Genomic DNA, 12930 nt, shown 5'->3' with positions numbered 1-12930 from the left:
TGGTGTAATCACCATTTTTATATGCGGTTATTGCTTCATATTTAAACTGACTAGAATAATATCTATTGGACACAAAAAGCTCCCCCTAAGTGAAAACAGATTTTTATTTTTTAATCTGTCTACCTTAGGGGGAGCTTATCACATTTGGATGATGCCTGTTCTTTTCGGGTCGCTTTACCACTTTACCGCACCGGGGGTCTGACCCCCGGTGCGGTGATGCTTTAGTTTGTTAAATCGCTTCATTTGTTTATTTGCTTACTGCTTATTACTTAAGTTCGCCTAGTGCGTCAAGCATGCGGTATAGGATGACCGCTGATTGTGCGCGTGTTGTGCTTGCTTTTGGTGCGAATGTTTGGTCTGCGTAGCCGTTTACCAGCTTAAGTGCTGCCGCCTGGCCTACATAGTCCTTCGCGAAGCTGCTGATGTTCTTGCTGTCCTTGAAGGAAGCAGGAGCTTTCACTCCGTCAAGAACGCTAGCATCTTTGTACTGGATCGCTCTGATGACCATTGCAGCCATTTGTTCGCGAGTAATCTTCTCGTTAGGAGCAAATTTGCCATTGCCCATACCGGAGATGATTCCAGCCTGGTTTGCTGCTTCAATTTCACTAGCTGCCCATGTTAAGCTAGCAGGTACGTCCTTGAATGTTCCTTTGTATTCAGCAGTTGGAAGATTCAATGCACGTGCTACAAGCACAGCGAATTGTGCACGAGTTACGCTTTCGCCATGAGCGAATAGCTCATCTGTCTTACCTTTTACGATCTCGCGGGAAGCTAAAACTTCAATTTCATCTTTAGCCCAGTGAGTCTTGATATCTTTGAAAGTCTTGCTGTTTTCATAGATTGCAAATTTGCCAGTCTGGTGAGTCTTGAATGTGAATGTTTCGCCAGTTACTTTACCGCCTTCGTAATCCAGCTTGCCGCCAGTTACAGCGTATGCAGCAACCTTGCGCTTATCTGTGAAAGTTTTGCCTTTTACAGATACTGAAAGAGCTACAGGCTTATCGAACTTCGTATAAGCAGTTTGCTTTCCATCCTTTTCAACCACTACAGACAGGTTCACTTCAGCAAGTGCTTGTGCAGCTGAAGCTTTCACTGCTGCTTTGCCGATCGTGAAGATAACATTGCCTTTTTCTTTAGCAAGATCAGCTAAAACAGCCGCTGGGACGTCAACTGATTCGCTTCCGCTCTTTAATGTCAGGCTCTTCTTGCTTTCTGCAGCCTTTGCAACTGAATCAGCAGGAAGTTTTGCGTTAACAGTTGACACCTTGTCTGAAACAGAAGACAAGTCTAAAGTTATATTCTTGCTTGAAGAATCGTTAAGTGCTGAAGCAAATTTCTGCTCATCAACAGAAACAGTTGCTTCACCTTTGGCAGTGTCTACTTCAACCTTACCAAGGTCAGAGCTAGGTGCTGGAGCAGGAGCTGGTCCAGGAACTGTTCCGCCGCCAGGAGTTCCGCTTTCAACTAGCTTTTTGATTGTAACTTTTTCTGTGGCTTTGTGGCCAGCCAGGTCAGTCACTTCAAATACAAAGTTGTTGTCGCCGTCCTTCAGATCCAACTCAACATCAATTGTCTTATTGAATCCACGCATTGCATATGGCTCAAGGAATTCGTTGAAGAATACTTCGTTGCCATTTACATAAACACGGATTTCATCGAAATTGTCCGCTACTTCAAGTGATACAGGAACCTTATTAACTGTTGGTGCAACAGCTCCCGGTGCTCCTTTAACTTTTAAAGTAGGTGCAGTTGAATCCACGAATAATGTACGCTGGAATGAAATCTCGTTATTTTTTCCATCAACAGCTGTTACATCGAACTTCTTGACTCCATCAGTATCAAACGCCAATTTAGCTGAGAACTCATAACGCTTTTGAGCAGCGTTATAAACTAGATCTGCAGCTTGTCCAGCTACTTTCAGGTCATGGATTCCAGAGTTGTCAGCAACCCAGCCTGATACTACCGTTTCTTTCGTATTGATTGTTCCAAATGCATCTGGAGTCAATACGTGTACATCCGGAATTTCTGCATCAACTGCATCCTGTGCATTTACAACTGTGAAGTTGCCAGCATAGTCAACTGCAACAACATCAACATAGGATGTTTCCGCAATCTTGCCCAGTGTGTATGTGCCGTTACCTTTTAATGGTTCATCAAGTACAGATTCGCCATCAACAAGGACGTCCACATATGCCAGGCCGCTTCCGTTTTCATTGTCAGCTGCATTCGTAAGTGTCAGTTCCTTAGTTTCCGCATTGTAAACTGCTTCGACTGTTGGAGCTGTTACGTCAACTTTTACAGGGAATTTGAATGACTGCCATTCAGCGCCTTCGTAGTCAACTACCGCTCGAACCTCGATGAAGTAGTCTCCTTCAGCAACCTTCTTAAGATCAGCCACTCCATCCCAAGCTCTTGCAGGGTTTAAAGAATACTCTGGGCTTCTTGCGCCATCATAGTAGTTCTTTCTTACATTGTTTTCAGTACGAAGCGTACGGATTTTGTTGCCATCCTTATCAAGGACATTATATTCTACTTTCTTTGCGTTCCTTAGGAAGGAAACAAGCGGGATCACTTTATCCTGTGAGCCGTCGCCATTTGGAGAGAATGCCATGATCTCAGGCTTCACTTCATCGTTAAAATAATCGTATCCAAGGAAGTTGTAGTTCTCATCCAATAGTCCAGTCATTCCGTAGAATGAATTTGCATCCCACATTGGTGCATCGACGATTGGTGCCTGGCCCCACTTACCCTTGAATCCTACATAAGGTACAGTCAGTTCAGGGTGTGTATCAGTTGTGTCAGTCAAAGTTACAAAACCTTCGGCGAAATAACCGTTTTTGAAAACCTCTGTTGCAGCAACATAACCACTTGCATTACGGTTTAGAACTTTTGCTGCAGTTAAATCAAGCTCAACTGTTACTTCTTTTTCCTCGCCAGCAGCAAGTTCAAGTACTGGTTTCTCATCAGCATCGTAATCAACGCCATTCACAGTCATTGGTACGTCTTCCAACGGCTGTGCTTCAAGCTTGCTGGCTTCATAGCCCATTTCTCCGAAAAGAACAAGGTCAGTCTGGACATTTACACCAACATTATAGCTAACAGCTTCATCAGAATAGTTCTTAGCCTTTAATGTAAAAGATACCTTGTCGCCAACTTCACGCAGGGTAACTTTTGCTTCTCCAGTTGTTTTTTCAGCAACAACGACAGGAGTAGATAATGCTGCGTGCAGCTGCATTAAACCTGCACCCTGACGTCTTGGAGAGTAAGGGATATTGAATTCGAACATTCCATTGATTAAGCCTTTATCCACTACAGGCTTACCTGTGTTCATCAGGATATTTTTCGCAAGATTTACTCTTGCAAGGCCTTTAACGCCGAATTCAGAGTCAACGCGCTCAAGCACTAGTGCTGAACCGCCGGCGACATGTGGAGCAGCCATTGATGTACCACTCATCATCCCGTACTGGTTATTGTTCAATGTTGATAAAATCTGTCCGCCTGGTGCAGTGATTTCTGGTTTGAAATCAAGGTTTGGCGTCAATCCCCATGATGTAAAGTCACTCATCTTATCAGCAGAAGGGTTGGAAGCCTTTGCTGTATCGCCATTGAATTCCAGGGTCACAGCTGTGCCTGCATCCAAAGCCGCCTTCAATGCCAGCCCATCAGTCTTAAGCATGAACAATTGCGGAATCTTGATAGCAGCATCAGAAGCCATGTTTACATATCCATCAGCATTGTTAAAAATGATAACACCTGCAGCTCCTGCTGCCTGCGCATTTAAAGCCTTTTCAACAAAACCATAGGTACCGCGCTGGATTAAAGCGTATTTACCTTTTAAATCTTTAGCGGCTACTTCATCAACTGAACCTAAGCCCGCATACACAACTTCATATGATTTCTGTTCAAGATCATTCGGATGTACAGATCCTGCAGACAAGAATGGATACTTGCTTTCTCCCTCTCCAATTTTCGCTGTGATGGCATCAAGGTCCATGAACTTGTTTTCGAATGATGCTACCTGCAGAGAGTTGTAAGAAACACCTGGAGATCCAGAAACTCCAATATCAGGGTTATTCGGACTAGGGTTGGCAGCAGCCCATCCATTACCGAAGTGAGCAGAGTTACCTGCTGAAATGGACATCAATACACCGTTATCAACTGCTTTTTGAACAGCTTTTTGCTCGGGATCATCCGGTAAAACGAAGCCAGCAGTTGAACCTAAGCTCATGTTGATGACGTCAACGCCTAACTTGATTGCATCATCAATTGCTTTTACATAAATATCGCTGAATGTAGATGGCATTTCAGGATCATTACCGAAAACCTTCAGGCCTAGGATCTGCGCTTCAGGAGCGACACCCTTGATTCCGCCGTTTTCTTCATCGCCGTTTGCACCTACAGTTCCGGATACGTGCATACCGTGCATTGATGCATCCTTGCCGAGGTCAAGGATTGTATCGTTGTCATCCATATAGTTGTAAGCATAAGGGACCTTGTCCGTATAGTACTTACCTTTCAGGCCGTTTTCCTTAGCGATTTGTTCTACCTCAGTTTTTGTAAGCTCTTCGTCTGTTTCAGCAGAAAGAACCATGTCTCTGTGGTTAACGTCGATACCAGTGTCAATGACACCAACAACCATTCCTTCACCCTTATAGCCATAGTCATCCCATGCCTTCTGAGCTTCAACCAGTTCTTTACTGTAAAGCATTTCAGGCTTCGTTTCAGGACGCTTATACTCATGTGTGATATAAACTTCCGAAACATTTTCTAGCTGCTTTATAAATTTAATGTTCCCATATTCTACTTCAGCACTGAATCCATTCACGACTGTTGTAAAATTTTCGAGAACATTTACATTCAATTTTTTAGCGCTTAATTGAGATACAACTTCTTCCTGCTGTTTAAGCGCTGCTGCTTCTAAATTTTCTTTAGTTGTTTCATCAAGCTCACTGTACTTAACACCTTTTTTCTGAGCGAAGTCAATCGTTGGCTTGTCCTTCAATTCTACGATTACACGCACTTTCTGATTCTGCTCATAGCTGACAGCAGGATCAGTCAGGCTTCTTTGTACCTTTGGCTTAACCTTTGCTGCCGGTTCTGGAACAGCGGCCATGGCTGCATTTGAAAATGCCATCGACAAGACAAGAGCACTAACTAAACCTTTCTTTAACACTCGTTTTCCCCCATTCTGCAGTTTTACTAGAGTAAAAAAATCGAAAATGACTCCTTTCTTAAATATTTAGGAATTTATAAATATTCCGATTATTTAATTAATACCATATATTACTTTAGTAGTAAATATCTATTAGAATACTATTTCAAAAGAATTAGAAATTTCATTTTTCAACAAAAAAATACCGGCGTTCATCCATTAATTGGAATCAAACCGGTACCATTACACTATAATACAAATTCAGACAATCTTCTACCAAAAATAACAAGCAGCTTCCATAGCAGCATGCCATTCTTCGACTAAAATTGCAGTCTATACAAGACTCTTATGCCATTCCCATGCGGTTGATATAATTTCTTCCAGGCCGCGTTCCGCCTTCCAGCCCAGCTCCTGCTGGATTTTACTAGAAGAGGCAACCAGCATGGCGGGATCGCCCGCTCTTCGTTTAGCAATCACGACATTCGCTTTGCGCTCCGTCACTGTTTCGCAGGTATCAATGACTTCTTTAACAGAGTAGCCATGGCCATTTCCGAGATTGTATGTGGCCGTCCTGTTTTGTCCGTTCACCAGCGATTCCAAAGCCGCGATATGGGCATTCGCCAGGTCCGTCACATGAATATAATCCCTGATGCATGTCCCATCCGGAGTTTCATAGTCGTCACCGAAGACGGAAATCTGCTCGCGCTGCCCTAAAAGATGCTGCAGGATGATCGGGATCAAATGTGTTTCCGGATCATGCATTTCGCCGATCCTGCCAGTTGCGCTAGCACCAGCAGCGTTAAAGTAGCGCAGGACCACGTAACGCAGATCATAGGCAGCTGCAAAGTCAGCCAAAATCCTTTCCACCATCAGCTTCGACTGGCCATAAGGATTGATCGGCACTGTCGGGCTCTCCTCGCTGATCATATCAGTATCCGGAATTCCATATGTAGCCGCTGTCGATGAAAAAATAAAGTTTTTCACATTATGCTTCATCATGACCTTCAATAATGTCAGTGTTGCCGCTACATTATTTTCATAGTATTTTAGCGGATCCGTTACAGACTCGCCAACAAGGCTGTTTGCCGCAAAATGCATTACTGCCTCAATTGAGTATTTTGTAAAAATAGATTCAAGATCTGCCTCGTTCCCAAGATCCCCTTTCACAAAAACAGCCCGTGGATCCACAGATTTTTCATGGCCTGTCGAAAGATTATCAAGCACAACCACTTCTTTTGTTTTTACCAATTCTTCTACGAGATGGCTGCCAATATAGCCGGCACCGCCCACAACTAAAATCATACGGCATTCTCCCTTATTAACTTTCTTTCCAATTAGTTTACTATACTTATAAAAAAAGCGACAGACACTATCCAAAATTTGGATTTGATCTGCCGCTCTTTGTGGAAACTATTAATCTAGTTCCCGTTTAAGTTCAAACCACAACTCATCCTGTAGCCCCTTATTCCACACAAGTACAGGCTCATCAGTCGCATTCACCAAGAATGCTGCCCAGCCTTCGAACTCGCCGCCTTTATATACATCGGTGCTTAAGTCCGGTTCAGGGATTACGATGGAAGGATGATCGTATTGCACGCCGTTCTTGCTTACCGCATCAATGTTTACATAGCTTAATTGGAACGGCTGCTTTTCAGCATCATATAATTTGAAATAGAATTTTGCCAGGACATACTTCTTGCCAGCCGGTGCCGGCTCATTGAAGCTGTTTGCCTGCTGGATCATTTGCCATGCCTGCTGACCGTCGGTGATGGCATCAACAATACCAATCTCGTAATGCCTGTAGCCATCCAGCCAATCATCCACTTTAATCTCCCAGCTGTAGCCAATTGGAGTTGGATTCGTCCTGGAATTTTCCTTGAACATATCGTTCAGTGCCCTCGCCAGGAAAGCCGAGAATTGGACACGGTTCACTTCATTGTTGGGACCAAAGGTTGTGGCAGTAATACCGTATGTAATGTCATTAGCTGCCAATGCCTGCACAAATTTGTAAGCCCAGTGGCTTGTAGGTACATCTGAAAACTTCTTGGCTGAAATTCCGCTCAGATTATAAGCCTTTGCTAAAATAGATGCCATTTCTGCCCTCGTTACAATTTTTCCAGGCTCGAATTTATTATTTTTCACGACGCTTGAGAACAGTCCTTCATCCATAACAGTTGCAACAACAGAATAATATTTATGCCCTGGCTTAATATCTGTTAAATTAGGATTCGGACGGCCAGCCTGGCTGTATCCCTTTGCTCTGCTCACCATTAAAGCAATCTGGATGCGGGATAGTTTGTCATTTGGCCTGAAGGTTTTATCAGCATATCCATTGATAATGCCCAAGTCCACTAAGTAGTCAATTTCATCCTGTGCCCAATAATTTTTCGGGATGTCGCGGAAGCCAGACTCTGCCGCTGTTGAAACAGACATCTCCTTCACCCCGCCTGAAGCGGCGGCAGCCGACACAGTGCTAAAAAATAATACCAACACAAATAAAGATGATAGTAGTTTTTTCATCTTCACTCCTCCTTTCACCCAATATATGGTATCAGCTATTTCCAAAAAAATCCTTTTAGAACTCTAAAAATTGGTAAAAATGGTACAAATGACCCATTTGGCAGCAACCACAAAAAAAATGCGCATCCATAAAATAGATGCGCATTTTATCCTATATTTTATTCTCTGATGTGTTTAAAGGATCGCTTCCCAGTCTTCTGAAGTCAGAGCCATGAAACGTTCTTCATCCCGATTTTCCAATGCCAGGTCGATTTCTTCTACCCTTTTCTTTTCAAGAAATTCACGCTGAACTTTTTTGATAATATCATTCGCGCCTTTTGTGTATCTGGTTTTTTCCTGATTCAAAAGGTGCTGTGTGTTGTCCTCTGTCTCTAAGATATCCATGAATAGTCCTCGATGCTCTTCCGGCTTATAGAAATTCGATTTCTTGTCATTGTTCATCTTCAACACCTCTTTCGGTTTGGTAGATTGTTACTATCTACATACCCACCTTTTCCTGTAAAATAAACGTGCCTGATCCCATCCTAATTTTTGGAAGGTGCCAGGCGCGGTTATTTTACTTCTTCACTTCATAAGGATTTATGCCTGTACCCTCTATTATTTTGAACCCTTTTTCCGGCTCCAATAAAAGTGTCACTGAGTTTTCGGCATTCCTCATCATGCTTGCTCTCAATTCTTTGGTCTTATCTATTTTATTCCGAAATGCGGATGCCTTCATTTCAATTTCGACTTCGTGATTATTATTCAAATATACACGGGATCTTCTAATCCCCATTGGCTTCACATCTTTAATATGCTCCAGGGAGAACCAGATGCAGTGCTCATCCCGATGCGATCTAGTCGGGAACAGCCAGATGCCCAGATTGCAATTCACCTTAATAGGGCACATGTAACAATCACCGAGTATATATTTCGAACTTTCACGGGCAGCGGTAAAATTGGAACCCAAGCAGAGAAGTGAATTGTTAATGATCTCAAGGGGCCGTTCCGCAACAAGGAAAGTTTCCTTCCCTTCAAGCACTCTCGTCCACTGCTGGCCATTTTCCACATATTCTCCTGTCATTAATTCCGTTTGCTCATTAATCAGATAATGCTCAATCACAACATTCTTATTAATCATAAAAATAGTACCCTCCTGAAATTGGATGAAAAAAGGTAACTAGAAAAGCTTAGCCAGATGCCAACTTTATTTTTATGGTAATCATGCTGTATGGAATTTCTTGTTATGTAAAGATCACTGGGTTGTAAAATCACTTACCTTTACCAGTCTTAATTCCTCACCTCCCTGTTTGAAAGGAAACTCAGTCCCTTCTTATATATACCATTACAGGTATATTATAGATTTAATGACATTTTATTGTATACAATTATTTTTATATTGAAATAACTTTCCGTTTATTAGCCTTTTAACTAGGGAAATCCCTGATTGCTCACATTTTACTTTTCCATTATAATAATTCGACATTTCTCAAAAACTCTATTTTATGATTCCTAGACTTATGAAAAACAATATAATCTACCCCAGTTCCCTCCTTTAATCACCTTTCCATATAACTAACCAGTTCCAAAAGAATGAAAAATTCCAGTTCACAAAAAATTCATAACCCCTTCACCACACCACCGCACTGGGGGTCAGACCCCCGGCACGGTAATGCGTTAAAGCTGTATAGCACTGGGGGTCTGACCCCCAGTGCTATACAGCTTTAACGCGCTAAATTCTTATCTCCTAAACTGTTTTCAAAAATACCAAATTATTCTACTATCTCTGGGCTTCGTTATAAAGCTATAATACTTTTGAAATATAATTGTAATATTATTAGGGGGAAATTTGCTTGAAGCGTATTTTATCTAGTATTTTGGCTCTAATGCTTGTATTTGGAGCTATGCCTTTTGCTGCTTTTGCGGCTGTTGATTCACAGGATCCTGAGTTCAAGAACTATCTTCAGGAAATTGGCATGACAGAGGAAGAGTTTGTTGCATACCTATCCGATGTGCATGATTACACACTTGAAGATTTTGAGAATGTTGAGGAATTGACTTTTTACCTAGGCGACCTTCTGAATGAAGAAAACCTTCAGGAGCTTATTGCCGAGTTTGAAATGACTGAGGAAGATTTCAACCTTCTGCTTGAAGAGCATGGCGCATCTGTGGAAGATTATATTTTCTACGATGACCTTTATTTTGATGTAACGGATTGGCTGTATGCGGAAGAATCTACACCAATTACGGATGAGACGCTTCAATTCCTTCTTGATGAGTTCGGTTTTGAGTCAAAAGAAGAACTGGAAGCTTTCTTGAATGAATCTGGGGATTCAATTGAAAACTATGAAACAATCGAAGATCTCACTTGGGCTGTTTCTGAGCTATATTTCATGCAGTCAAAGGATGACCTGATCAATACATTGGATTCATTCGGCCTTTCACTTGCTGAAGCGAACCGCCTTGCAAACCATGTGATTGCACTGATGGAAGACCCAGAGCTTGATGTAGAGCAATTCTTCATGTCTCTGGAAGAAATCGGCGCACGTATGATGAATTTCCCTGAGTTTGACAGTGCGGCTGACCTGTCTCCAGAGGCTATCGCTGAGTTCATCAGTGTCTGGAATGACCTGCTTGAGCTGCTGCAGCTTGATGTTGACTACTTCTTGACAAAAGATGGCCAGACTACGCCTCTATCATTCACTGCATTAATGCAGCTGGAATCTACAAATGGCGCTGACCTGCTGATTAAGATCTCTAATCTTGACGGCGAGCTTTTAGCTGATATGATCATCACGAAGGATATGTTTGACTCTGCTTATATGGAAGAAACAGGAGAGAACATCGAGAAAACTGCTGACGTGGCAGAAGAAGTAGCAGTTGCTGTTGAAAAAATGCCGGCACAGAAGCCTGTTGTCAAAACGGTAAAGGGCGGCAAGCTGCCAAACACCGCTTCGAACTACCTGCAAAACACTTTAGCTGGCCTGGCAATCATCCTTCTTGGTGCATTTGTATTCAGGAAAGTGAATGTTAAACGTGTTTAATTTTAATGGTAAAAAAAGAAGAACCAGTAAAGTGGTTCTTCTTTCGCTATCTGTTGCTGTTATCGCCTTTGGAGTGTGGTTCAGCGGGTCAAATGCCTATAAGTTCATGAAGGGCTATTTGCTTTTTAAAACCGAGCAGGCAGAACCAAAGCAAGTGCTCGCAAGCAAGCCTGAAAAAGCAGCGCCAAAAGCCGTAAGACGAGACAGTCTGTATCCGGAAGCACCGGAACAGGGTGAAGTGATCGGCAACCTTTCCATTCCTAAGTTAGAGGCAAATCTGCCAATCTATCACGGAACAGATGAAGACGAGCTGGAAAAAGGCGTCGGACATTTCGCCGGCAGCGTGCTACCTGGCGAAAAGGACAACTCCGTCCTATCAGGCCATCGCGACACTGTTTTCCGTAAACTGGGCGAAGTCGGTAAAGGTGATCTATTAGTAGTCTCCACTGAAGCCGGAAAATTCACCTATAAGGTTAGAAAGGTTCGCATTGTTGACGCCGACGACCGGACCGTCATCGTGCCAAAACCGCGGGCGACGCTGACTGTCACTACCTGCTATCCATTCAATTTTATCGGTGACGCTCCGGAACGGTATATTCTTGTGGCAGACCTGGTTAGCCAAAAGTAAGACGAAATCACGTGGGATGATTTCGTCTTTTTTTCTATTTATTCCAGGAAATCAATTCCGTCTCCGGCCGATCGGCAACCGCCCTCGTTCCCGGATCACGGTATGGCCCGCGAATCAAATCAGCAACCTTTGGCGGGTGGGATGATCTTAAAGCATGGACCCGTAAATTTTTTTCAAGCGTTGTGAACGAATATCCCTTCAAAACCTTGTGCCAATTATCTCCCTTCTGCTTGTTCACCCTAAAACTATCATAGTAGCTTTTTGCAATGGCCAGCAATGCGTCTACCTCCGCTCTCTCCATAAAACCACATCCTTTTTAGATTGACTCATCTTCTATATACTTAAAGACTTTGCAAAAAGACATCCCTATTTAAGCTTCCTTAAATTATCTGACAATCAGGCAAAAAGCAATTTTTGACGGCAGAAAAAATCTAATTTCCTATGCGAAATTGTGTTTTTCACCCATTTTCCTCTCCAAAAATAAATTTTCTTGAATTAGCTAACAATTTAACTTTCTTTTATGGTAAAAGCACCCGGGAATACAAAGGCAAAGCGCGCTTTCTGAAGGGATTTACGATGGAAAGCTTTGAACAGCTTGCGGTCCAGTACACACCTATGATTCATAAAATTATCCGCTCTCTCAATATCTACAAAAATAAAGATGAGTTTTACCAGCTCGCCCTGATCGGACTGTGGGAGGCGACCAAAAATTTCGATACAAGCAAGGGAGATTTCACTAATTACGCTTACTCTATGATCAAGGGGAAAATCCAAAACGAGATGACAAAAGCGAATAAAGCTGCAGAAGTAACTATTGCTGCGAAGGAAGAATTCTGGCATGGGATTGAGGATGAAAATGCTGCCATGCCTTTTGAGGAAGAAATGCTTCTATTCTATTGTAATAGCAGCCTGTTGACTGAAAATCAGACGAAGTGGGTGCTATACCATTTTGTCAAAGGCCTTAACATTAATGAGATTGCAGAAATTGAACAAGTATCCTTATCTGCCGTAAAAGCATGGAGGTCAGGTGCTAAGGATAAAATACGAAGGAATTATCGTCCTTTTAATAGAAGAAGTTAAAAAAAGAAGGGTTCAGTCCATTGATTAGGACTGAACCCTGAATTATTTTACATATTCTTCTCCCATGCAAAGCACATGTATCTCGCATCTGACGTCAGCCATCGCTTCGCATGTGCCTGGACGATCAAATCCTTGTGTTCCATGAATAACCTGCGGGCATAAGGAAATCTTACATCTCTGACTGCTTCATTCAGCAAATTTAAAATCCGCTTGTCCCGATTGGTTAATAAAGAAAACATCATCATCTCTTTTTCTTTTGCGATGATTTTCACCAGCACTTTAGCCTCATGGCCAAGCATGTGAAAATTGATAGGTTCTATAATTCGGTTCCACTCTCGTAAAATAACTTCCCGCGCTGCTGCGTACCTGTGCTTCAACATTAACCTATCGACGATGACGACAACACTTTCTATTTTCAACCCTAGCAAATCCACCTTTTTTAAAGTAATTACTTTCCATTTTATATAGGTATTTTTACCCAGTCAATAAAATCTTAATCATAAAATACCCCTAGTTATATAGGTATT

10 protein-coding genes are annotated in these 12930 nt (G+C 42.4%); 3 read left to right on the top strand and 7 right to left on the bottom strand.

What is annotated here, in order from left to right; genetic code table 11:
• Nucleotides 1–265: 265 nt before the first annotated feature.
• The 5 genes from AC3EBE_RS11185 to AC3EBE_RS11165 all read right to left on the bottom strand — a co-directional run bounded on the left by AC3EBE_RS11185 (nt 266) and on the right by AC3EBE_RS11165 (nt 8792).
• Nucleotides 266–5173, bottom strand: coding sequence for a S8 family serine peptidase (locus AC3EBE_RS11185; protein WP_488595112.1), 4908 nt, complete (start codon nt 5171–5173; stop codon nt 266–268).
• Nucleotides 5174–5485: 312 nt separating this feature from the next.
• The gene (galE, locus tag AC3EBE_RS11180; RefSeq protein ID WP_488595111.1) at nt 5486–6454 is read right to left on the bottom strand and encodes a UDP-glucose 4-epimerase GalE; all 969 of its coding nucleotides are present in this window, start codon (nt 6452–6454) and stop codon (nt 5486–5488) included.
• 111 nt (nt 6455–6565) lie between these two features.
• Nucleotides 6566–7672: an S-layer homology domain-containing protein gene (locus AC3EBE_RS11175; RefSeq protein ID WP_488595110.1), complete on the bottom strand. Its 1107-nt coding sequence runs from the start codon at nt 7670–7672 to the stop codon at nt 6566–6568.
• Between the two features lie 174 nt (nt 7673–7846).
• Nucleotides 7847–8113 (bottom strand): IDEAL domain-containing protein, encoded by a 267-nt coding sequence (locus AC3EBE_RS11170; protein WP_488595109.1) that lies wholly within the window; start codon nt 8111–8113, stop codon nt 7847–7849.
• Nucleotides 8114–8228: 115 nt separating this feature from the next.
• Nucleotides 8229–8792 (bottom strand): competence protein ComK, encoded by a 564-nt coding sequence (locus AC3EBE_RS11165; RefSeq protein WP_488595108.1) that lies wholly within the window; start codon nt 8790–8792, stop codon nt 8229–8231.
• Between the two features lie 712 nt (nt 8793–9504).
• On the opposite strand from AC3EBE_RS11165, the gene AC3EBE_RS11160 reads away from it, so the two are divergent.
• Nucleotides 9505–10695 (top strand): processed acidic surface protein, encoded by a 1191-nt coding sequence (locus AC3EBE_RS11160; protein WP_488595107.1) that lies wholly within the window; start codon nt 9505–9507, stop codon nt 10693–10695.
• Entirely contained in the window at nt 10679–11323 is a 645-nt protein-coding gene (locus AC3EBE_RS11155) for a class D sortase (protein ID WP_488595106.1), read from the top strand. Before AC3EBE_RS11160 ends, AC3EBE_RS11155 begins: the two co-directional genes overlap by 17 nt.
• Before the next feature lie 34 nt (nt 11324–11357).
• On the opposite strand, the gene AC3EBE_RS11150 is transcribed toward AC3EBE_RS11155, so the two are convergent.
• Entirely contained in the window at nt 11358–11624 is a 267-nt protein-coding gene (locus AC3EBE_RS11150) for a replicative helicase loader/inhibitor (protein WP_488595105.1), read from the bottom strand.
• A gap of 275 nt (nt 11625–11899) precedes the next feature.
• On the opposite strand from AC3EBE_RS11150, the gene AC3EBE_RS11145 reads away from it, so the two are divergent.
• Complete coding sequence (locus AC3EBE_RS11145; protein WP_488595104.1) at nt 11900–12403, top strand: sigma-70 family RNA polymerase sigma factor; 504 nt, start codon at nt 11900–11902, stop codon at nt 12401–12403.
• A gap of 47 nt (nt 12404–12450) precedes the next feature.
• Here the strand turns inward: AC3EBE_RS11145 and AC3EBE_RS11140 are convergent, their stop codons facing one another.
• The gene (locus AC3EBE_RS11140; protein WP_488595103.1) at nt 12451–12822 is read right to left on the bottom strand and encodes a hypothetical protein; all 372 of its coding nucleotides are present in this window, start codon (nt 12820–12822) and stop codon (nt 12451–12453) included.
• Nucleotides 12823–12930 lie beyond the last annotated feature (108 nt).

The sequence above is a fragment of the Mesobacillus sp. genome (genome assembly GCF_057785455.1).
This window is presented reverse-complemented; position numbering and strand designations above follow the sequence as displayed.

Excerpts from the sequence above, each read along its gene's own strand:
- galE (WP_488595111.1), bottom strand. The coding sequence starts at position 6,454 with ATGATTTTAGTTGTGGGCGGTGCCGGCTATATTGGCAGCCATCTCGTA.
- AC3EBE_RS11175 (WP_488595110.1), bottom strand. The coding sequence starts at position 7,672 with ATGAAAAAACTACTATCATCTTTATTTGTGTTGGTATTATTTTTTAGC.
- AC3EBE_RS11170 (WP_488595109.1), bottom strand. The coding sequence starts at position 8,113 with ATGAACAATGACAAGAAATCGAATTTCTATAAGCCGGAAGAGCATCGA.
- AC3EBE_RS11165 (WP_488595108.1), bottom strand. The coding sequence starts at position 8,792 with ATGATTAATAAGAATGTTGTGATTGAGCATTATCTGATTAATGAGCAA.
- AC3EBE_RS11155 (WP_488595106.1), top strand. The coding sequence starts at position 10,679 with ATGTTAAACGTGTTTAATTTTAATGGTAAAAAAAGAAGAACCAGTAAA.
- AC3EBE_RS11150 (WP_488595105.1), bottom strand. The coding sequence starts at position 11,624 with ATGGAGAGAGCGGAGGTAGACGCATTGCTGGCCATTGCAAAAAGCTAC.
- AC3EBE_RS11145 (WP_488595104.1), top strand. The coding sequence starts at position 11,900 with ATGGAAAGCTTTGAACAGCTTGCGGTCCAGTACACACCTATGATTCAT.